The 20,853-nt window shown below is 64.2% G+C and carries 15 protein-coding genes; 8 read left to right on the plus strand and 7 right to left on the minus strand.

Annotated elements, in window-relative coordinates; all coding sequences use genetic code 11:
* Nucleotides 1–7 precede the first annotated feature (7 nt).
* The 4 genes from HU230_RS36885 to HU230_RS36900 are packed head-to-tail and all read right to left on the minus strand — an operon-like array spanning nt 8 to nt 5,550.
* Entirely contained in the window at nt 8–745 is a 738-nt protein-coding gene (locus tag HU230_RS36885; protein ID WP_176533983.1) for a response regulator, read from the minus strand.
* Entirely contained in the window at nt 742–2,490 is a 1,749-nt protein-coding gene (locus HU230_RS36890; RefSeq protein WP_176533982.1) for an ATP-binding response regulator, read from the minus strand. The genes HU230_RS36885 and HU230_RS36890 overlap by 4 nt, the downstream gene beginning before the upstream one ends.
* Nucleotides 2,460–4,526, minus strand: coding sequence for a sensor histidine kinase (locus tag HU230_RS36895; protein ID WP_176535248.1), 2,067 nt, complete (start codon nt 4,524–4,526; stop codon nt 2,460–2,462). Before HU230_RS36895 ends, HU230_RS36890 begins: the two co-directional genes overlap by 31 nt.
* Before the next feature lie 34 nt (nt 4,527–4,560).
* The gene (locus HU230_RS36900) at nt 4,561–5,550 is read right to left on the minus strand and encodes a TRAP transporter substrate-binding protein (RefSeq protein WP_176533981.1); all 990 of its coding nucleotides are present in this window, start codon (nt 5,548–5,550) and stop codon (nt 4,561–4,563) included.
* 263 nt (nt 5,551–5,813) lie between these two features.
* Between HU230_RS36900 and ugpB the strand changes: the two genes are divergently transcribed.
* Nucleotides 5,814–7,052, plus strand: a complete 1,239-nt coding sequence (gene ugpB, locus HU230_RS36905; RefSeq protein ID WP_234633902.1) for a sn-glycerol-3-phosphate ABC transporter substrate-binding protein UgpB — start codon at nt 5,814–5,816, stop codon at nt 7,050–7,052.
* A gap of 113 nt (nt 7,053–7,165) precedes the next feature.
* Nucleotides 7,166–8,116 carry an aminoglycoside phosphotransferase family protein gene (locus HU230_RS36910; RefSeq protein ID WP_176533979.1) on the plus strand — a complete coding sequence of 317 codons (951 nt, stop codon included), beginning with the start codon at nt 7,166–7,168 and terminating at the stop codon, nt 8,114–8,116.
* A 79-nt stretch (nt 8,117–8,195) separates the two neighbouring features.
* Here the strand turns inward: HU230_RS36910 and HU230_RS36915 are convergent, their stop codons facing one another.
* From HU230_RS36915 to HU230_RS36925, 3 genes are read right to left on the minus strand one after another with little or no spacing between them, the layout of a single operon-like run.
* The gene (locus HU230_RS36915) at nt 8,196–9,308 is read right to left on the minus strand and encodes an ABC transporter substrate-binding protein (RefSeq protein WP_176533978.1); all 1,113 of its coding nucleotides are present in this window, start codon (nt 9,306–9,308) and stop codon (nt 8,196–8,198) included.
* Nucleotides 9,305–10,693: a sensor histidine kinase gene (locus tag HU230_RS36920; protein ID WP_176533977.1), complete on the minus strand. Its 1,389-nt coding sequence runs from the start codon at nt 10,691–10,693 to the stop codon at nt 9,305–9,307. Before HU230_RS36920 ends, HU230_RS36915 begins: the two co-directional genes overlap by 4 nt.
* The gene (locus HU230_RS36925) at nt 10,668–11,357 is read right to left on the minus strand and encodes a response regulator transcription factor (protein ID WP_176533976.1); all 690 of its coding nucleotides are present in this window, start codon (nt 11,355–11,357) and stop codon (nt 10,668–10,670) included. Before HU230_RS36925 ends, HU230_RS36920 begins: the two co-directional genes overlap by 26 nt.
* Nucleotides 11,358–11,761: 404 nt before the next feature.
* Between HU230_RS36925 and HU230_RS36930 the strand changes: the two genes are divergently transcribed.
* From HU230_RS36930 to HU230_RS36955, 6 genes are all read left to right on the plus strand, one after another.
* Nucleotides 11,762–13,282 carry a porin gene (locus HU230_RS36930; protein WP_176533975.1) on the plus strand — a complete coding sequence of 507 codons (1,521 nt, stop codon included), beginning with the start codon at nt 11,762–11,764 and terminating at the stop codon, nt 13,280–13,282.
* 212 nt (nt 13,283–13,494) lie between these two features.
* Nucleotides 13,495–14,889: a 2-hydroxycarboxylate transporter family protein gene (locus tag HU230_RS36935; protein ID WP_176533974.1), complete on the plus strand. Its 1,395-nt coding sequence runs from the start codon at nt 13,495–13,497 to the stop codon at nt 14,887–14,889.
* 229 nt (nt 14,890–15,118) lie between these two features.
* Nucleotides 15,119–16,741 (plus strand): ABC transporter substrate-binding protein, encoded by a 1,623-nt coding sequence (locus HU230_RS36940; RefSeq protein WP_176533973.1) that lies wholly within the window; start codon nt 15,119–15,121, stop codon nt 16,739–16,741.
* 303 nt (nt 16,742–17,044) lie between these two features.
* Nucleotides 17,045–18,058, plus strand: a complete 1,014-nt coding sequence (locus HU230_RS36945) for an ABC transporter permease (protein ID WP_176533972.1) — start codon at nt 17,045–17,047, stop codon at nt 18,056–18,058.
* 10 nt (nt 18,059–18,068) lie between these two features.
* The gene (locus HU230_RS36950) at nt 18,069–18,968 is read left to right on the plus strand and encodes an ABC transporter permease (RefSeq protein ID WP_176533971.1); all 900 of its coding nucleotides are present in this window, start codon (nt 18,069–18,071) and stop codon (nt 18,966–18,968) included.
* A gap of 97 nt (nt 18,969–19,065) precedes the next feature.
* Nucleotides 19,066–20,850 (plus strand): dipeptide ABC transporter ATP-binding protein, encoded by a 1,785-nt coding sequence (locus HU230_RS36955; protein WP_176533970.1) that lies wholly within the window; start codon nt 19,066–19,068, stop codon nt 20,848–20,850.
* The last annotated feature ends 3 nt before the right edge of the window (nt 20,851–20,853 follow it).

Consider the following 20,853-nt stretch of genomic DNA (forward strand, 5'->3'; position numbering starts at 1 on the left):
AGGAGAGCTACGCCTTGTCCCCGGTCGGCGAGAACAGATAGCCGCCGCCGCGGATGGTCCGGATCACCGACGGCTTGGTCGGGTCGAATTCGATCTTGCGGCGGATGCGCATGATGCGCAGGTCGACCGCGCGATCGAAGGCTTCCGCGTCGCGCGCATTGGCGAGTTCCAGCAGCCGCTCGCGCGACAGCACGCGCTTCGGATTGGCCGCGAACACCTTCAGCAGGCCGAATTCGGAGGCCGTCAGCGGGTGCTCATTGCCCTCGTCGTCGCGCAGCGCCTGGGCCTCGAGATCGAGCCATTTGGTGCCGAATCGCACCAGCTGCTCCTTTTCGGCCTTGGTGCTCGCCGATTCCGGCGCAGCTGATTTCGCGGGCCCGCTCCGCCGCAGCACCGAGCGGATGCGCGCCATCAGCTCGCGCAGTTCGCAGGGCTTGGCCACGTAATCGTCGGCGCCGAGCTCGAGCCCGACGACCCGATCGATCGGGCTGGCAGTAGCTGTCAGCATGATGACGGGGACGTTGATCTTGCTCTTGAGGTCGCGAATGATCGACAGACCATCCTCCTCGGGCATGTTGAGGTCCAGCACCACGAGATCGGGCGTGCTGCTCTCGATCTCCTTGCGCAGGCTCTTGCCGCCATCGCACAGCGTCACGCCGAAGCCGTGCATCTTGAGGTAATCGCCGACCATCTCGCGGGCCGGCGCCTCATCGTCGACGATGAAGATATGCGGGTTCTGGTTCATGATGTCTCTGTCGCCGGCAGTGTAACCGTAAAGGTCGACCCCTGTCCGGGGCCCGGGCTCTGTGCGGTCACATGGCCGCCATGCATGTCGATGATGCGCTTGACGATGGAAAGGCCGAGGCCGGTCGAGCTTTCGCCCGCGGTCGGCTTGGCCGATAGCCGCTGGAACCGGCCGAACAGCCGGCCGAGGTCCTCGGGGCTGAGGCCGGGGCCCTGGTCGGCGATCCGGATCACCGTGTCGTCACCCTCGTGGCTGACCGCGACCGTGATCTTGCCGCCGATCGGCGAGTACTTGATGGCGTTGCTGACCAAATTGTCGATCGCTTCGCGGATCCGGTCGCCATCGCACATCGTGACGAAGTGCTGCGGCCCCGAGACCGAGATGCTCTGCTGCTTGTTGACGGCCGAGGGCAGGTTGGCCTCGGTGACCTCGTTGACGAGGGCCGCGACGTCGACCGCCTCGCGTCGGATGGTGATGTCGAAGGCGTCGGCCATCGCATCCGAGATCAAATGGTCGACCATCGAGGTCAGCCGCTTGGTGGCGTCCCTGATGTGCTCGACCTGGGCGGTGACGTTCTCCTTCGGCGAGCCGGCACCGATCAATTCGGTCAGCATCTCGGTGCGGCCGAGGATCACGCCGAGCGGATTCTTCAGATCGTGGGCGACGGTGCCGAGGATTTCGTTCTTGAAGCCGTTGGCGCGCTGCAGCCGCAGCCATTGTGCCGACAGCCGCCGGTTGGCCTGCATCAGCGCGCGGGTGCGCTGCGCGACGCGGTCCTCGAGCTGGGTGTTGGCCTCTTGAAGCTGCTGGTAGAGGATCACGTTGTCGAACGCGATCGACAGCCGGCTCGAGAAGATCTCGACCAGCGCGCGGTCGGTGTCGGAGAGCTGGCGCTCGGCCTGTAGCAGCACCACAACCTCGCGGCCGCTGCCGGTGCGTGAATAGAGCACGCTGCGGTGGTCGGCGAACTCGTTCTTGCGGCGCTGGAACGCTTCCTCCACCATGTGCCGCAGGTCGGGATCGAGCGCCTTCGAGGACGTCGTGCCGATGAAGCGGCTGTAGCAGCCCGAGCATGCCAGCACAGAGAAATCGGCGGCAGCGGCGTTGCCGTCGTCGCGCAGCACCAGAATGCCGGCGCAGTCGACATTGAGCAGCGAGGCGAGTTGCGTCAGCACGCCCTCGGCCAGCCGCTGCATCGACTTGAAGTCGTACAGCGTCGAGGCCGCGTCGATGATGATCTCGAGGCCGCGCCTTGTCTGCACCATGCGCTCGAGCTGCTGGTAGCTGCGCAGCGCGGCAGTCAGCGAGGTGAACAGCTTGTCGGCGGTGAGTTCGGTCTTCGCCTTGTAGTCGTTGATGTCGTATTGCACGATCACACGCCGCTCCGGCGCCTGGCCGGGCTGGCCGGTGCGCAGGATGATGCGGACGGTCTCGTTCTTGATCTCGTTGCGGATGTATTCGACGAGCTCGAGGCCGGCGACGTCGGTCTCCATGATGACGTCGAGCAGCACGGCTGCGATGTCGGGGTTGTCCCGCATCAGCGTGCGGCCTTCGGCCGCGGAGTAGGCCGACAGGATCTCCAGCGTCGCGCCGTTCAGGTTGTAATCGCTGAGCGCAAATCGGGTGCCTTCATGGACGGCGTGATCGTCGTCGATCACGGCGATCTTCCATTTCCGTACCGGCGAGTCCTCCGGGGGGCTCTCGGTGTCGTCGATCAGTTGGAGGACATCGTCCTGTTCGGCCATTGACTGGTTCCGTCGGCTGCTGCGTCAGTGATCGTGGGCTCGCCCATGGCAGCCCCCTTGGCGATCCTGGGCATGATAATGCGAAAAGTGGTGCCTTGTCCTACCCTTGACTCCAGCATCATGCGTCCGCCGAGCTGCTGGGTGACGAGGTTATAGACGATATGGAGGCCGAGGCCCGTACCACCTTCGTTGCGTCGGGTCGTGAAGAACGGGTCAAACGCCTGTCGCTGCACGTCCGGCGTCATGCCAGCCCCGTCGTCCGCGAAGATGATCTCGACATCATCGGTGCCGCGACCGCGCGCCGAGATCGTGATGTTGCCGGAGCGGCCGTTGGCGAAGGCATGATTGACGGCGTTGAGGAAAAGATTGGTTAAGATCTGGCCATAGGCGCCGGGATAGCCGTCGATCAGGAGCCCATCGGGCACGTCGACGGACAGCGCGATCGCGGCCTTCTTCAGCACCGGCCGCAGGCTCGCGACGATCTGGTCGGTCGATTCGCTCAAGGCAAACTGGCGGCGTTCGGCGTGCGAGCGATCGACGGCGACCTGCTTGAACGACTGGATCAGTTCGCCGGCGCGCTGCAGATTCGAGACTAGTTGCTGCGATGCGTCACGCGAGGCACGCACGAATTCGTCGAGCCTGGAGCGGCGCAGCGGCTCGGTCTTCAGGTCGTTCTCGAACATCTCGCTGCGGCGGGCAAAGCTCGAGGCGACCGTCAGGCTGATGCCGATCGGATTGTTGACCTCATGGGCGACGCCCGCAACGAGCCCGCCGAGCGCGGCGAGGCGCTCAGCATCGATCAGGTTCTGCTGGGCGGCGTTGAGCTCGAGCAGCGCGCTCTCGGCCTTCTCCTTGGCGGTGCGCAGCTCGTCCTCGGTCTTGCGCTTGGCGATCGCGTTTTCGCGGAATACCTCGACCGCACGCGCCATGGCGCCGACCTCGTCCTTGGCCGATGTGCCCTGCACCGGCCGGTCGAGGTCGCCCGAGGTGATGGTGCGCATCGCGGCCATGATCTGTGCCAGCGGCAGCCGGATCGACAATGCGATCATGACGCCGGCCGACATGATGACGCCGAGGAAGATCACGGCGATCGACAGCACCCGGCGCGAGATCGACGTCAGCGTCTTGTCGAACGTCTCCTGCGCCTTCTGCTCGCGCTGGCGCATCTTCACCGAGAGCTCGTCGATCGCGCCGATCGCGTCGGCCTGGCTGGCGTCGATCGAGTTGCGCAACAGATCGGTGCGGTTGGTGAGCTGTTCGCTGAGCTTGCCGAGACCGTCGCGCAGCTCGGCGGTCTTGACCTTGAGCCGCGCCAGCGCCATGCGCTGCAGATCGTTCTCGGCCAGATCGGTCATGACGGGAATCGTCTTCTCGATCGTATCGATGTTGCGGCGGGCTTCCTCGGCCGACGAGGACGCAAGCGAGAGGTAGTAGGCGTTGGCGGCGACCAAGAGCGAGGTGAAGGCTTCGCGCGACTTGCCGAGCGCGGGCCAGATCAGCGCGTCGCGATGGCCGGTGGCGCCCTCGATGATCGAATAGAGCCCGGCCATGTCCTTGGTCGGGGTCAGCACCTCTTCGTCATAGGTCTTGGAGATCTTGGTCTGCACGGTGCGCAATTCACCGAAGCCGTCGAGGAAGCGGCTGGTGACGCGCTCCAGCTGCTCGACCGAGCCCGACAGCATCGGGTCGGTCGAGGCTCGGTTGGTCAGCGTGCCGAGCACGGCCTCGCGCAGCAGCAGGATTTCCGCGAACAGGTCCGGGCTCGGCTGGTTGATGTAGCGATGGATCAGGTTCTGCAGACGGCTGGTCTCGCTCTCGAGCTTGGCCAGGATCTTGTCGGATTCCCGGACCTGGCGGACATCGTCCCAGGCCGAGCCGAGCACCTTCGAGCCGTTCCAGATCAGCACCGCGAGCACGATCACGACGGCGGAATTGAGCAGCGCGATCGAAAGAATGCGCCAGCGGATCGGCACCGCACGCAGCAACTGGACGATGCGGAAGCGGCCCTGCGGTCCAAAGGCCGCCCGCGGTCGCATCGTCCCGTCCTGTTTGGGCGCGTCCAAGATCCGGTCACTCCATGTTGCGGATGCGTTCGATCAGCGCTGCTGTCGCCGGATCGCGCTCCGCCTTGGCATAGATGCCGGCCATCGCCGCCTCGAACGGCTTGCGGTCGAAATCGGTCACGACCTTGACGCCGGTCTGCTCCGCCTGCCTGCGCGAGCGCTCCTCGAGCTCCCGCCACTTCTCGCGCATGTAGATGCTGGAGCGCTGCGCGGCTTCGCGGAAGATGATCTGCTCATCCGGCGTGAGGCTGGCCCAGGCCTTGCGCGACATCACCAGCACTTCGGGGCTCACGGTGTGCTGCGTCAGGGTATAGTAGCCGGCGTATTTGTAGTGGCCGGTGGTGACGAAGGACGGCCAGTTGTTCTCCGCGCCATCGATCAGCCGGTTGGCGAGCCCGGTCAGCACCTGGCCGTAGGCCATCTGGATTGGCTCGGCGCCAAGCGCGCGGATCATGTCCGACATCTGTGCGGATTGCTGCACCCGCAGCCGCAGCCCCTTGAGGTCGTCGAGCGAACGCACCGGGCGGACGCTGTTGTAGATCGAGCGGGCGCCGGAATCGTAGAAGGTCAGCCCGACGAAGCCGTGGGCTTCGAGGCTGTTCAGGATCTCGTTGCCGATCGGTCCATCCAGCACATGCTGCAGGTGCTCAAGGGATCGAAACAGGAACGGCATCGCCAGCACGTTCACGGAAGGCACCATGGTTCCGATCAGCGCGACATTGGTCCGGTTCAGGTCGATGGCGCCGGCCCGGGTCTGCTCCAGCGTCTCCTTTTCCTCGCCGAGCTGGCGGGAATGGAAGACCACGATGCGATGCCGGCCGCCGGTGCGTTCGGCGATCAGGCGGTCCATGTAATTCAGCGCCTGGACCGTCGGATAGTCTTCATTCTGGGTATCGGCGGTGCGGAATTCGCGCGCAAAAGCACTCGCCGAGACCGCTGTGCATAACAGCGCGACGGCAAGCGTTATTGTCCGCGAAAGGCCGGCGCGGCGGTACACTGGCTACAATTCCCCTTGTGATTTGTGTCCGGGGCGGGAGCAAAAGGTTCAACGCTTTTAGCAGAATGGCGATGGTTCGCCCATCGGCCATACATTAAAACCGAGCTGCAACCTGCGGTGTCGATTGAATCTATGGTTGTAGCGCCTTATGACCGCGTGTTGGCATCCGGGAACGGTTGGTTGTGAAGCTCGCCTTGAATGTCTTGCACCTCGTCGTCGCGGCCCTTCTGCTTGTGGCACCGGCACGAGCGGCGACCGAGATCATGTGGTGGCACGCGATGTCGGGCGAGCTCGGCAAGCAGCTCGAGAAGCTCGCCGCCGACTTCAACGCCTCGCAATCCGACTACCGTATCGTGCCCGCCTACAAGGGCAACTACACCGAGACCGTCACCGCGGCGATCTTTGCGTTCCGCTCGCGCAGCCAGCCGGCGATCGTTCAGGTCAACGAGATCGCCACCGCAACCATGATGGCGGCGCGCGGCGCGATCTATCCGGTGTTCGAGCTGATGCGGGATCAATCGGAGGCGTTCGCGCCGTCGGCCTATCTGCCCGCGGTGGCGGGCTACTATGCCGATGTCGACGGCAACATGCTGTCGTTCCCGTTCAACGCCTCGACGCCGATCCTGTACTACAACAAGGATATGTTCCGCTCCGCCGGGCTCGATCCGAGCGAGCCTCCGAAGACCTGGCCGGAGCTCGGCATCGTGGCCAAGCGGCTGCGTGCGGCGGGTGCGATGTGCGGCGTGACCACGTCATGGCCGTCCTGGATCAATGTCGAGAACTTCTCCGCGTTTCACAACCTGCCGATCGCGACCAAGGCCAACGGCTTCTCCGGGCTCGACGCGCAGCTGATCTTCAACAACCCGCTGGTGGTGCGCCACATCGCGCAGCTCGCGCAGTGGCAGGCCGACAAGACCTTCGACTACAGCGGCCGCGGCCAGGCCGCCGAGCCGCGCTTTCAGAAGGGCGAGTGCGGCATCTTCATCGGCTCGTCGGGCACCCGCGCCGACATCAAGGCCAATTCGAAATTCGAGGTCGGCTACGGCATGATGCCGTATGATCCCGACGTACAGGGCGCGCCGCAGAACTCGATCATCGGCGGTGCGACGCTGTGGGTGCTGCGCGACCGGCCGCGCGCCGAATATGCCGGGGTGGCGAAATTCTTCGCCTACCTGTCGCGGCCCGAGGTGCAGGTCGCCTGGCACCAGAACACCGGCTACCTGCCGATCACCCGCGCCGCATTCGATCTCAGTCGCACGCAGGGATTCTACGAGCGCAATCCCGGTGCCTCGATCTCGATCGAGGAGGTCACGCTGAAGCCGCCGACCGACAATTCCAAGGGCATCCGGCTCGGCTCGTTCGTCCTGATCCGCGACGTGATCGAGGAGGAGCTCGAGCAGGTGTTCACCGGCAAGCGTTCGGCGCAGGCCGCGATGGACAACGCCGTCGAACGTGGCAACCGTCTGCTGCGCCAGTTCGAGCGCGCCAATCCGGATCGGTGAGGGTGGTGCGCTCTCTCCTGCGTCATTGCGAGCGCAGCGAAGCAATCCATCGCGCCGCCTGCTTCGAACATGGATTGCTTCGTCGCTTCGCTCCTCGCAATGACGATTGAAATATGACCGCGCTTTTGCCACCCATCACCGACTACGACACCTACCGCGCCTGGCGCGGCGACACGTCGCGCTGGCTGCCGGTCGTGCGCGATATTGCCGATCGCCACGGGCTGTCCTGTGGCGCGCCGCACGTGTTCTCGACCGGCACCAACCTCGTCGTCGGGCTCGACGGCGACCTGATCCTGAAACTGTTCCCGCCGTTTCTGCGGCCGCAATTCGTGTCCGAACGCAGCGCGCTCGCGCAGCTGCGCGGACGGCTCGGCATTCCGATCCCCGACGTCATCGCGGAGGGCGAGCGCGACGGCTGGCCGTATCTCGTCATCACGCACCTCGCCGGCACCGTCGGTTCGGAGGTATGGCCATCGCTGTCGGAGGCCGAGCGGGAGCGCGTGCTCGCCGAGATCGGCGCCGTGATCGCCGAGGTGCAGCGCGTGCCGCCCGGCCGCCTGCTTGCGATCGAGCCGCGCTGGGAGGCCTTCATGCGCGGGCAGATCGCGCAGTGCCGGGCGCGGCATGAACGGCTCGGCCTGCCGGCGAAATTGCTCACCTCGCTCGATGATCTCCTGCGTGACGCCGCCGAATTGATCCCGATGCACACGCCGCCGGTGATCCTGACCGGTGAGTACATCCCGGAGAATTTCCTGCTGGGCCGCCGGGCCGACGGTTGGCACGTCGCCGGCCTGTTCGATTTCGGCGACGTCCGGACCGGATGGGGCGAGTATGATCTGCTCGGCCCGAGCGCCTTCATGGCCGCCGGGCATCCGCGCCGGGTGCGCAGCCTGTTCGACGGCTTCGGCATCCCCCGCAGCGAGGTGACGTTCGTATTGAAGCGGCGGTTGATGGCGCTCTTGATGCTGCACTCGGCCAGCGATCCGCTCCGGCACATCTGCGTCGCGGGCTGGCCGGACCGGGTCGACGATCTCGTGCAGTTGCAGGAGTTGGTCTGGCCGTGATCTTTCGCCGCAGAGAGCCAAGGCGTCTTGAGCGAAGTGGATGCCCCTTCGCGCAACGCAGCCGCGTCAAGAAGCGGCTCTAGGGCGACACAATCTGGCGCCAAGTCTTTACGAACTGCTCGCGCTTGACAAGATCCAGATAGGCAAGCGCCGGAAGGCCGAGCGTTGGAAAATTGAGCAAGCCGGGCTTCTCGGCGACATATCGCGTCTTCATTTGCTCGCGGTCGGTGCCCACGCCGGCGATCGATAATCCGAAGCCGTTGGCGACCACGGCCTGACCGGGCTCGGAGAGCACATAGTCCACGAAGGTTCCGGCCAGTGCGGGGTGTTGCGCCCGTCGCGGGATGACGATGGTCCGGGACACGACCGTCACATAGTCTTCCGGCACCACAATGCCGAGGTTCGGATGCCGCTCTGCCTGCCGCAGAGCGTAGGAGCCGAGAACGTCATATGCGATGAGCGTGTCGCCGCGGCTGAGCGAGTCGAGCATGTCCTGCGTGCAGCAGAAGAGCTTCGCCTTGGTGGTGCCAAGTGCGTGCGCCAGGCGCCAGAAGTTGGCCGACAGCATCGACTCGGTCGTTGCGAACAGATAACCGACGCCACTGACGCCGATGTCGTAAGTCGCGATCTTCCGGCGGAATCGCTCCGGCGATCGCTCCAGCAACCGGATCAGGTCCTGATGCGACTTCGGGACCTCGTCGCGATCGAGCATGTCCTTGTTGTAGACGATCACCGCCGGCTCCACGGTGAAGCCAAAAATCTCGTCGCGCCAGACCGCCCAGTCCGGCAGCCCGCGTGTGGCGATCGCGGCTCGCTGGACATGCCCGTCATTGGCGAGCTTGACCTGGAGATCCATTGCCGAGCTGATCAGGAGATCGGCGACGGGCCTGTCGCTCGGCGCGCTGGCGCCCTCCTGATAAAGCGGTACCGTCTCGTAGAGGCGGTACTGGACCTCGATGTCCGGATGCTCCTTCTGGAAACCCTCAATGACGGGGCCCATAGCCAGGATATCCGCCGTCCCATGAATGAGCAGCGTAGCAGTGGGGCTCGCAGGCGCGTGGAACACGTTCAGCTCGTTGATCGACTTTGACTGGTCGGCACGGCAGCCGCCGCTGACGAGAAACAGCCCCACGATGAGCGCGATGCATCGCATGGCGTTTCGCGCGATGGGCGGTGACGGCTTGGCGCTCATGTCGCCCTCGGCAGGATTACCCGCGCCAGAAGGCCGCCCCCGGGGCGATCGAGCAAAGCGAGATTGCCGCCAGCGGCCGCGGCTGCGTTCTTGGCAATGTTTAGGCCGAGCCCGGTTCCGGCGACGTGGGTTTGCTCCAATCCGCGCTGAAAGCGCTCCAGCACGCGGGTTTTGTCCCTGTCGGGGATGCCTGGGCCGCGGTCAGCCACGTCGAATTCGATGGTCGAACCATCGGGCGACGTGCGCAGATCGATATCGATGGTGCCGCCCGGAGCATATTTCAGCGCATTGTCCAGAAGGTTGCCAATCAGCTCGCGAAGAGCCAGAGGGGCCCCGCAAACCGGAAAGTCGTCGTGGGTGGTCGACAGATCAGCCAACCTGCAGCGCTGCATGTTGTCTTTCGGCAAGCGTTCCACGGCCTCAAGATAGAGCTCGAGGAAATCGCAACGCGGGTTGCCGGACGTCTCGATATGGTGGGCTATCGCAGCGTCCGCCAGCAGCTGGTTGACGATGCGCGTCGCGTCGATGGCGTTGGCCAGAATCCGGTCGGTATAGTTTCGCAGCAAACCCGGATCCGGTTCGGACGCCGCGACCTCGGCCAACGCGCGGATCGAGGCCAGCCGTGTCCGGATGTCATGCGTGGTATCGACGGCGATGCCGCGCAGCGTATTGAGCACGCCGTCGAGCCGCTGCATGAAGTCGTTGAGACTTGAGACGAGCGAAGTGACTTCCCTCGGAACTGGCGTCCGGATCGGGGTCAGATCGCCGGGCGCGCGCCGGGTCAATTCCGCCTCGAGCGTCACGAGGGGCGCCCAAGCCCTGTTGAGCCCCTTTGAAATGAGCAGGCAAATCACAATTCCGGCCAGCGCCATCGGCGCGAACGAATTCTTGAGGATGTCGGCGGCGAGCTGCGAACGGGCTTCCCGCGTCTCGGCGACGCTGACGCTGACCCAGCCGGACCGGTCGCCGAAATCGATGTAGCGCCAGACCGTGCCGATCCGGACCGCAGCCTGTGAGTATGTAGCGTCGGAAAAAGTCGGTGATCGGTCGCGATCGGAACCCCTCGCGGCGTCGGGCAGGTCGGCATAGCCGGTGATCAGGGAACGATCCGGTGCTCGGACGGCGTAGAAGGCCCGCGTCTCGCGGGCTGCGCCGAGGATTTCCAGCGAGGCCAGCGGCAGCTCGACGGTGAGTTTTCCATCCTCGACCCGGATACTGTCGGCAATCGAGAACGCGGATGCGGCGAGAACGCGATCGAATGCGGTGTCGGCGGCATTGAGAGAGAAGTTGCGCACGTAGATGAACAGGCCGACGCCGAGAATCGCCAGCAGCGAAATCGCGCCGAGTAGGATGTCGCGCTTAATTGAGGTCTGCGGTCGGCGCATCGTCAGCCTTCGCCACATAGCCGACGCCCCACACGGTTTCGATGCGGAGCCTCGAAGCCTTCAACCGGCGCCGGATGCGCGAGATGTAGAGTTCGAGCGCGTTCGGGTTGACGGCGTTCTCGTAACCGAAGAGCTGATCGATCAATCGCTCTCGCGGCACCACCAGTCCCGGTGACAGGACCAGGAGCTCCAGCAGGCGAAATTCTCGCCGCGTCAGCTCGATCCGGGCGCCGGCAGCGGTGATCGATTGCGCCGCAATATCGATGGCGACATCGGCGATCTCGATCTTGCTGGTCGGAATACCGCTGTGCCGTCGCACGACGGCCCGCATCCTTGCCTCCAGCTCGCGCAGGTCGAACGGCTTCACGAGATAATCGTCCGCGCCGATGTCGAGCACGCTGATCTTGTCGCCGACGTCGCCTCTGGCGGTGATCACAAGCACCGGCGTGCGAATGCGCCGGCTGCGCAGAAGCTTCAGCAGGTCCGAGCCGCTCATGCCGGGCAGCATGAGATCGAGAATGATCAGATCGAAAGGGTCTTCCTGAATGCGGCGGGACGCGTGCCCGCCATCGGTCAACCACTCGACCGCATGCCCCTGACCACGCAGGCGCGCTGCGATCGCCGCGCCCAGATCCGCCGTGTCTTCGATCAGAAGCGCACGCATGATTTCTTGCGCACGTTAAGGCATCCCCTCAAGGAAGACGGAAATTCTCGTCTTCATGGTCGACGCGACAGAATTATTCCACTGTTCGCAGCCGATCGTTTCCTGTCGTTTTCGGGGCGCCATTTCGCTGGCGCGCGTTCTTCATCGTTTGCTCAACTAGATCAGCTGCAGCGATCCGGTCAAGGGCCGTTGCTTCGCCCAAGGCCCGAGAACGGCCCGAGACCTGAAGTTCGATGCAGCTGCGAAGTGATCGCGGCCACCCACCGCGTTCGCGCCGAAGGGTGTGTTGATCCTGCAACGGTGATCGTTGAACGGCGCTACGCGACGGCGCGGACATGACAGGGTTCTGACAGCTATCGACGCCAGTTTCCCCGAGCGAAGCAAAAATTCTCTCAGGGGGCGACATGAACCAAGCAGTGCAATTCCGGCAGCCGGCGGCTGAAGCTGTCGTGGGAACCCGCGTGCGGAGCAGGGCAGGCGCCGCGAGCCGATATTTCTGGGCAGGCGCGTCGCTCACGGCGATCGCCTTGCTGACATCGTCGCCGGCGAAGGCGACGGATGACGTCGGCGAACTCAAGGCCGAGATCAGGGCGCTCAGCAAGCGTCTGACCGAGCTCGAGGAGCAGAAGAGGAAGGTCAAGAAGCTCGACGACCGGGTCCAGAAGGTGGAGCGCGCGCAGGAGGCGCATGCCGAGGCCCCGGCTTCCGGCCCGACGCCGGCCAAGGCCGGGCCGTGGGAGAGCTTCAAGACCGGCAGGCCCGTCCACATCTTCGAAACCGACAACACCGACGTTCTGCTATACGGCGTCATCGAGCCGACACTTGGCTACACGACCAATGTCGATGCCGCGGGGCGGACGACCTTCGGTTTGAACACCTCCTGGTTCAGCGGCAATCGCTGGGGCATCTACGTCACGCAGAAGATGTTCCCCGAATACGGCTTCAATCTGCTGGCGCGGATGGAAAGCGAATTTGAGTTGCCCAGCGGCAACATGGATACGCCCGGTGTGCTGTTCAACCGCGACGCCTGGGTCGGCTTCGAGAGCCCGCTGCTTGGCAAGTTCAGCGTAGGCCGGCAGAACACGCTGCCGCGCGACGTGGCCAACATCTGGGGCGACCCTTACGGCAGTTCTTCGCTCAGCACGAACGAGGGTGGGTTCACCAACGTCAACAATTTCAAGCAGCTCATCTTCTATACCAGCGGCGGCAACGGAGCCGGGGGGCAGGGCGACACCCGCTACGACCAGGGCCTGGTCTGGAAGAAGCTGTTCGACAACGGGCTGTATCTCGGCGCAGCCTACAATTTCGGCGACGGCAACGGCCCTGGCGGCCCGCTCGGCAGCGGTCCGATCCCCGGCGCAGGCCTCGATAAGGGCAGCACGGAAGCGGTGGCTGCGGGCTACAATTACGGCCAGTTCCACGTTTCGACCTTCTACACGCGCGCCAACGTGCTGGAGATTCCGACCATCGGTACCACCAATGTCGGACACATCCATCAGTCCTGGGGCGCCGGCGGCAACTGGGATGGCGGTCTGCTTCGCCTGAACACCGGCTACATCCACTACAACGCCGATCAGGGCGTGGTCGGCATTCGCAACGACGATGTGGTCACCGTGTCGGCGAAGGTCACGCCGTCAAAGCTCTACGACGTCGAAGTCGGCTGGCAGGACTTCTTCGCCCACAATGCCGCGTTGACCGCATCCGGCTTTACCTTCGTTCCGTTCAAGGACGCGAGCTCGGCGACCATGACCGGAACCGGCACGCGCATGACCACCTATGCGTCGTTCATGTATCACCCGATCCCGAACGTGGACGTCTATATCGCGGGCGATCACTTGAAGACGACGGGCGGGTACAGCGCCAGCCAGGCACATCTGCACGATACCGCCGACGAGGTCGTGACCGGCGTTCGCTACAAGTGGTAGCGGATTGCGGCTTCCGCGCCTCGCGGGAGCCGTGACGCCGGAGAGATGCCCCTCGCACGGCGTCGGACAATCCCGCTCCCCTGCCGCACGTCTCGCGGCAGTGGGACGTCGGACATCAAAGGCATTCAGTGCTTCGCACTGCGGCCGAACAATCGCGCCCGAAGGCGCGCCGGCGATTGCAGTCGTCGGATGAAAATCAATGGGAGAGTGTAATGTTGGACAAATCCCCGTCCGGGAGTGTGACCTGGAATGACCCGGTCGCGCCCGATACGTCCGCCAAGGCGGCCGCGCCGGTGCCGTTCTGGCCGGCTGGCTGGTGGCGCGTGATGGATTTCAACATCGGAATCATTTCGCTTCCGATCTTTGCCATCCTCGTCGGCCTGCTTGCGATCCTGACGATGGAAGGCCAGATCAAGCCGGATGCACCGACGATGATCGCCGTGCTCGTGCTCGGCGGGTTCTCCTGCGCGGAACTCGGCAAGCGGCTGCCCATTCTGCGCAATGTCGGCGCCGCAGCCATCTTCGCGACCTTCATCCCGTCGGCGCTGGTCTACTACAAGCTCCTTCCAGGGCCGATCGAGAAATCGATCGTCGAATTCACCAAGGCCACCAATTTTCTCTACATTTACATCGCCGCGATCATCGTCGGCAGTATCCTTGGCATGGACCGCAACGTCCTCATCAAGGGTTTCCTCAAGATCTTCGTGCCGCTTGGCCTTGGCTCCATCGCGGCCGGCGCGGTCGGAACGCTGGTCGGCACGCTGCTCGGGCTCGGCGCCTACAAGACCTTCTTCTTCATCGTCGTGCCGATCATGGCCGGCGGCGTCGGGGAAGGCGCGATTCCGCTTTCGATCGGATATTCGGCCATCCTCGGCCAGCCGCAGGGAGATTTCTTTGCGATGGTGCTGCCGCCTGTCATGCTCGGAAGCCTGACGGCCATCCTGTTCTCCGGCATGCTGAACTACGTCGGCCGGAAGTATCCGCAACTGACCGGCGAAGGGCGGTTGCAGCCAGGCGGCACTAACGTGCTCGAGGCGGCTTCGACCGACATGCACGACGACACGACGACCTCGGCGATCGATATCCCGGCGATTGCCGGGGCGGGGTTGACCGCGATCGTGCTCTATCTGCTCGGCGTCATGCTCAACCATTTGATCGGATTGCCGGCGCCCGTCGCGATGTTGTTCCTTGCCGTCGCCGCCAAATTGTCGAGCGCGGTGTCGCCCCGGCTGCAGTCGGGTGGCCTGATCGTGTTCCGGTTTGTCCAGATCGGGATGACCTATCCGCTGCTGTTCGCCATTGGCGTGTCTCTGACGCCATGGGCGAAGCTGATGTCGGCCTTCACGGTGCCAAATCTGATCACGATCGTCGCAACCGTGTTCACCTTGATGGCCACAGGAGCATTCGTCGGGCGCCTCATGGGCATGTACCCGATCGAAACGGCGATCGTGAACGCTTGCCATTCGGGGCAGGGCGGCACCGGTGACGTTGCGATCCTGACGGCCGCCGATCGGATGCAGTTGATGCCGTTCGCGCAGATCGCGACCCGAATTGGCGGTGCAATCACCGTCACCGCCGTGCTGGTGCTGTTGCGCGGGATCAACTGATCGTTGCGGGATCCTTCGCCACAAGGCGGTGGAGCGCTGCACCCAAATTGAGCAAACAGGGGGCCTTTGTATGCAATAGGTCGTGGCCGGTCTTGCTGCCCGGTGTGTCCCTTTCGTGGCATTCCGCAATCGCATCAGCGGGTTGGTTGGCGTCAGCGCACCATTAGCGTTTGGCACAATCCTTGCGATCCTTGTTCTAAGGCCGTTCTCAAGGGCGTTGGAGCATCACATGAAGCGTCGCGATTTCCTCAAATCGGTGTCCGGGCTGGCAGCGGGGGCGCTGGCGCCGACCGCGCCCGCGATCTGGTCGCCGGCCAAGGCCGACGCGCGCTCCGAGACGCTGCTGATCGTCTCCGAAGGCGGTCCGAACAATCTCGATATCCACGGCGTCGGCACCAACGTGCCCGGCTACGAGGTGTCGTGGAATTGCTACGACCGGCTGATCAGCCATGAGATGAAGAGCGGTCCGGGCGGCGTGCCCTATTACGACCGCGACAAGTTCAAGCCCGAACTCGCCGAGGACTTCAACATCGGCGACATGTCGGTCACCTTCAAGCTGCGCAAGAACGCCAAATTCCACGACGGCACGGCGGTGACGGCGAAGGACGTCAAATGGTCGCTCGACCGTGCCGTCAGCGTCGGCGGCTTCCCGACCTTCCAGATGAGCGCGGGCTCGCTGACCAAGCCCGAGCAGTTCGTCGTCGTCGACGACCATACGGTGCGCGTCGATTTCCTGAAGAAGGACAGACTGACGATCCCCGACCTCGCGGTGATCGTGCCCTGCGTCGTCAACTCCGAGCTGGTGAAGAAGAACGCCAGCGAGAAGGATCCGTGGGGCCTCGAATTCACCAAGCAGCAGACCGCGGGCTCCGGCGCCTACAAGGTGACCAAATGGACCGCCGGCACCGAAGTCATCATGGAGCGCAACGACGATTGGGTCTCTGGCCCGATGCCGAAGATCAAGCGCGTGATCTGGCGCATGGTGCCGCAGGCCGGCAACCGCCGTGCGCTGCTCGAGCGCGGCGATGCCGATATCTCCTACGAACTGCCGTTCAAGGATTTCCAGGAGATGAAGACGAACGGCAAGCTCAACGTGGTCTCGCTGCCGTTCTCCAACGGCATCCAGTACATCGGCATGAACGTGACCAAGCCGCCGTTCGACAATCCGAAGGTGCGGCAGGCGATGGCCTACGCGATGCCGTATCAGAAGATCATGGATGCGGTGCTGTTCGGCCTCGCCAACCCGATGTTCGGCGCGGCAAAGGACAAGCCGACCGAGGTCGCCTGGCCGCAGCCGACCAAATATGTCACCGACATGGAAAAGGCCAAGGCGCTGCTCGCGGAGGCCGGCTATGCCAACGGCTTCGAGACCACGATCTCGTTCGACCTGAACTTCGCAGGCGTCAACGAGCCGCTCTGTGTTCTGGTGCAGGAGAGCCTCGCGCAGCTCGGCATCAAGACCACCATCAACAAGGTGCCCGGCGCCAACTGGCGCACCGAGCTCACCAAGAAGGAGATGCCGCTGTTCACCAACGTGTTCTCGGGCTGGCTCGATTACCCCGAGTACTTCTTCTACTGGTGCTATCACGGCAACAATTCGATCTTCAACACCATGAGCTACAAGTCGCCGGAGATGGACAAGCTCATCGACGGCGCGCGCATCGCCGCCGCCAACGGCGACACCGCGGCCTACGACGCTGATGTGAAGGGCTTCGTCGATCTCGCCTTCGCCGACATCCCGCGCATCCCGCTCTATCAGCCGTTCGTCAACGTCGCGATGCAGAAGAACATCTCGGGCTACGAATACTGGTTCCACCGCCGGCTCGACTATCGCGCGATGGCGAAGGGGTAAGGCGCGCATGCTGATGGTCCGCCACGCATCGGTATTTGGCGTTCATTCACGTGAGGTGAGCACATCCCTCAGGCTCCCTCCCCCCTTGCGGGGGAGGGTGGGGAGAGGGGTACGCCGCATACTCGAAAGAACGACATCGACCGAGATCGTGTCCAACCGTTCGCTGCATCAGGAGCGGATTGGCGGCGCGCGCCGTTTGGCATCGGAGCAAGCGGCACCCCTCTCCCCAACCCTCCCCCGCAAGGGGGGAGGGAGCCCTGCTAATCCCGTCGTGGCATTGCAGTCGCAAACAGCGAGGCGCGCATGCTGACCCTCATCGGCAAGCGGCTGCTGTTCGCGATTCCGTCGCTGATCGGGGTCGTGATCGTGACGTTCCTGCTGACGCGTGCGCTGCCGGGCGATCCCGCGGCGTATTTTGCAGGGCCTGCCGCGACGAAAGAAGCGGTCGACCAGATCAGGAAGAAGCTCGGCTTCGACAAGCCGTTGATCGAGCAGTTCGTCCGCTACACCAACGATCTCGCCCATGGCGATCTCGGCACCTCGCTCACCACGGGGCAGCCGGTGGCCGCCGAGCTGCGCAACCGCCTGCCGGCATCGGCCGAGCTCACTCTGCTCGGCCTCGTCGTCTCGATCGTGATCGCGATCCCGCTCGGCGTGCTGGCGGCGACGCGGCCGGGCTCCTGGATCGACCATCTCTGCCGCGTCACCACGACGGCGGGCGTGTCGCTGCCGGTGTTCTTCACCGGCCTCGTGCTGGTTTACGTGTTCTATTTCCGGCTCGGCTGGTCGCCGGCACCGCTCGGCCGGCTCGACGTGTTCTATAGCGCACCGCCGACCGTCACCGGCTTCTACCTCATCGATGCGTTGATCGCGCGGGACTTCGAGGCATTCCGTTCGGCGCTCAGCCAATTGATCCTGCCGGCGGTGACGCTCGCGATCTTCTCGCTGGCGCCGATCGCCCGCATGACGCGCGCCTCGATGCTGGCGGTGCTGGCGTCCGACTTCGTCCGCACCGCGCGCGCCAGCGGCCTGTCGCCCGGCAAGGTGATCGTGACCTACGCCTTCCGCAACGCGATGCTGCCGGTCATCACCACGCTCAGCATGGTGTTCTCCTTCCTGCTCGGGGCCAATGTGCTGGTGGAGAAGGTGTTCGCCTGGCCCGGCATCGGCTCCTACGCGGTCGAGGCACTGATCGCGTCCGACTTCGCGCCGGTACAGGGCTTCGTGCTGACCATGGCGGTCATGTACGTGCTGCTCAATCTCCTGATCGACATCCTCTATGGCGTGATCGATCCGCGCGTCAGGCTGGAAGGCTAGGGAGGGGCGTATGAGCACCGTTGCACCGACCGTCGAACCCGCAGGTCCCGCCCGCACCTCAGGGCTCGCCGCAGTCTTCGAGCAGACCCGCTATGTGCTGGGCGAAAACAAAGTCACCGGCTTTGCTTTCGCGCTGCTGGTCGTGATCATGTTTGCCGCGCTGTTCGGGCCTTATGTGGTACCTTATGATCCACTTGCTTCCGACACCGCGGCTGCATTGAAGCCGCCGTCCGCCGCGCACTGGTTCGGCACCGATCAGCTCGGCCGCGACATCTTCAGCCGCGTCATCGTGGCAACCAGGCTCGACACCTTCATCGCGGTCGCCTCCGTCGTGCTGGTGTTCCTGATGGGCGGGCTGGCCGGCATCGCCGCCGGCTATTTCGGCGGCTGGACCGATCGCATCGTCGGCCGCATCGCCGACACCATCATGGCGTTTCCCCTGTTCGTGCTGGCGATGGGCATCGTCGCGGCGCTCGGCAACACCGTGCAGAACATCATCATCGCGACCGCGATCGTGAACTTTCCGCTCTATGCCCGAGTCGCGCGCGCCGAAGCAAACGTCCGCCGCAATGCCGGCTTCGTGCAGGCGGCGCGGCTCTCCGGCAACGGCGAGTACCGCATCCTGCTCGGGCACATCCTGCCCAACATCATGCCGATCATGATCGTGCAGATGTCGCTCACCATGGGCTATGCGATCCTCAACGCCGCGGGACTCTCGTTCATCGGCCTCGGCGTCCGGCCGCCGACCGCGGAGTGGGGCATCATGGTTGCCGAGGGCGCCGGCTTCATGGTGTCGGGCGAATGGTGGATCGCGCTGTTCCCGGGCCTCGCGCTGATGATCGCGGTGTTCTGCTTCAACCTGCTCGGCGACGGCCTGCGCGACATCGTCGACCCGCAGCGGAGGACCTGATGACTGTCTCGACACGGTATCAGGTTACTCCTCCGCTACTTTGCATGGGGTTGTTTTGCCGATTTTTGGATGACGCATTGCATGAGGGGCGGCGCACATGACCGCCCAGCCCCTGCTCGACGTTAGCGACCTCACGGTCGAGTTCACGACCCGTCGTGGCATCGTCAAGGCGGTGCAGCACGTCAACATATCGGTGGCTAAGGGCGAGACCGTCGGCATCGTCGGCGAGTCCGGCTCGGGCAAGTCGGTGACATCCTATGCCGTGATGCGCATCCTAGATCGTCCCGGCCGGATCGCCGACGGATCGGTGATGTTTTCCGGCATCGACGTCAAGGCGGCAACCGAAAGCCAGATGCGTGATCTGCGCGGCCGCGAAGTCTCGATGATCTTCCAGAATCCGCGCGCCGCCCTCAATCCGATCCGCAAGGTCGGACACCAGATCGAGGACGTGCTGCGCCAGCATGTCCAGCAGGCGCAGGTAACCGATCGCGGCGAGACGGCGATCGAGGCGCTGGAGCAGGTCAAGATCGCGCGTCCGCGCGAGCGCTATCACGCCTATCCGTTCGAGCTCTCCGGCGGCATGTGCCAGCGCGTCGTCATCGCGCTTGCACTGGCCTGCAACCCGCAGCTTCTGATCGCGGACGAGCCGACCACCGGCCTCGACGTCACCACCCAGAAGGCGGTGATGGACCTGATCGTCGAGCTGACCCGGCGCCGATCGATGTCGACGATCCTGATCACGCACGATCTAGGCTTGGCCGCCGCCTATTGCGACCGCGTCGTGGTGATGGAGAAGGGCCGCGTGGTCGAGACCGCGAAGTCGGCCGACATCTTCGCCGCGCCCCAGCACGACTATACGAAGAAGCTGATGCGCGCGACGCCGCGGATCGGGGTGTCGCTCCGGGATCTGCTGCCGGAGGAGGAGGCGAAGTCTCCGCAGCAACTGTCTGTCATGGCCGGGCTTGACCCGGCCATCCATCAATCTTCGCAAGAGATGTCTTCCTCGATGGACCCCCGGGTCAAGCCCGGGGGTGACGAGAGAAAAGAACCCCTCCTGCTGGTCGAGAAACTCGTCAAGGAATATCCCCGCCAGGGTGCAGGCTCGATGCTCACAAAGCTGTTCGGCCGCAAGCCGCCGGTCGAGGAGGAGATCTTCCGCGCGGTCGACGGCATCAGCTTCTCGATCGACCATGGCGAGAGCGTCGGGCTGGTCGGCGAATCCGGCTGCGGCAAGTCGACGACGTCGATGATGGTGATGCGGCTCTTGGACCAGACCTCCGGCCGCATCATGTTCGATGGCGAGGACATCGGCGGCATCATGCCGCAATCCTTCGCGCGGCTGCCGCGACGCAGCCAGATCCAGATGGTGTTCCAGGATCCGACCGACAGCCTCAATCCGCGCTTCACCGCGGCGCGCGCGATCGCGGACCCGATCATGCAGCTCGGCGATATCAGGGGGCGCGACGCGCTCCGCGACCGCTGCGAGGAGCTGGCAAGGCTGGTCGGCCTGCCGGTCAATCTGCTGGATCGCTTTCCGCACCAGCTTTCCGGCGGCCAGAAGGCCCGTGTCGGTATCGCGCGTGCGATCGCGCTGCACCCGAAACTCGTCATCCTCGACGAGCCGACCGCGGCACTTGACGTCTCGGTGCAGGCGGTGGTGCTCAATTTGCTGCAGGACCTCAAGCAGTCGATGGGCATGAGCTATCTGTTCGTGTCGCACGATCTCAACGTGGTGCGCCTGCTGTGTGATCGCGTCATCGTGATGCGCAGCGGCCGCATCGTCGAACAGGGCACATCCGAACACGTCTTGGGCAATCCGCAGGATGCCTATACAAGGGAGCTGCTCACGGCGATCCCGCATCCGCCGTTGCCGGTGTCTTGAATA

The organism is Bradyrhizobium quebecense, from assembly GCF_013373795.3.
GTDB lineage: Bacteria > Pseudomonadota > Alphaproteobacteria > Rhizobiales > Xanthobacteraceae > Bradyrhizobium > Bradyrhizobium quebecense.

What these genes read in the sequence shown, in the direction of transcription:
- HU230_RS36885 (WP_176533983.1), bottom strand. Translation starts at nt 745, where the DNA reads ATGAACCAGAACCCGCATATCTTCATCGTCGACGATGAGGCGCCGGCC.
- HU230_RS36890 (WP_176533982.1), bottom strand. Translation starts at nt 2,490, where the DNA reads ATGGCCGAACAGGACGATGTCCTCCAACTGATCGACGACACCGAGAGC.
- HU230_RS36895 (WP_176535248.1), bottom strand. Translation starts at nt 4,526, where the DNA reads ATGCGACCGCGGGCGGCCTTTGGACCGCAGGGCCGCTTCCGCATCGTC.
- ugpB (WP_234633902.1), top strand. Translation starts at nt 5,814, where the DNA reads ATGTGGTGGCACGCGATGTCGGGCGAGCTCGGCAAGCAGCTCGAGAAG.
- HU230_RS36910 (WP_176533979.1), top strand. Translation starts at nt 7,166, where the DNA reads ATGACCGCGCTTTTGCCACCCATCACCGACTACGACACCTACCGCGCC.
- HU230_RS36915 (WP_176533978.1), bottom strand. Translation starts at nt 9,308, where the DNA reads ATGAGCGCCAAGCCGTCACCGCCCATCGCGCGAAACGCCATGCGATGC.
- HU230_RS36920 (WP_176533977.1), bottom strand. Translation starts at nt 10,693, where the DNA reads ATGCGCCGACCGCAGACCTCAATTAAGCGCGACATCCTACTCGGCGCG.
- HU230_RS36925 (WP_176533976.1), bottom strand. Translation starts at nt 11,357, where the DNA reads ATGCGTGCGCTTCTGATCGAAGACACGGCGGATCTGGGCGCGGCGATC.
- HU230_RS36930 (WP_176533975.1), top strand. Translation starts at nt 11,762, where the DNA reads ATGAACCAAGCAGTGCAATTCCGGCAGCCGGCGGCTGAAGCTGTCGTG.
- HU230_RS36935 (WP_176533974.1), top strand. Translation starts at nt 13,495, where the DNA reads ATGTTGGACAAATCCCCGTCCGGGAGTGTGACCTGGAATGACCCGGTC.
- HU230_RS36940 (WP_176533973.1), top strand. Translation starts at nt 15,119, where the DNA reads ATGAAGCGTCGCGATTTCCTCAAATCGGTGTCCGGGCTGGCAGCGGGG.
- HU230_RS36945 (WP_176533972.1), top strand. Translation starts at nt 17,045, where the DNA reads ATGCTGACCCTCATCGGCAAGCGGCTGCTGTTCGCGATTCCGTCGCTG.
- HU230_RS36950 (WP_176533971.1), top strand. Translation starts at nt 18,069, where the DNA reads ATGAGCACCGTTGCACCGACCGTCGAACCCGCAGGTCCCGCCCGCACC.
- HU230_RS36955 (WP_176533970.1), top strand. Translation starts at nt 19,066, where the DNA reads ATGACCGCCCAGCCCCTGCTCGACGTTAGCGACCTCACGGTCGAGTTC.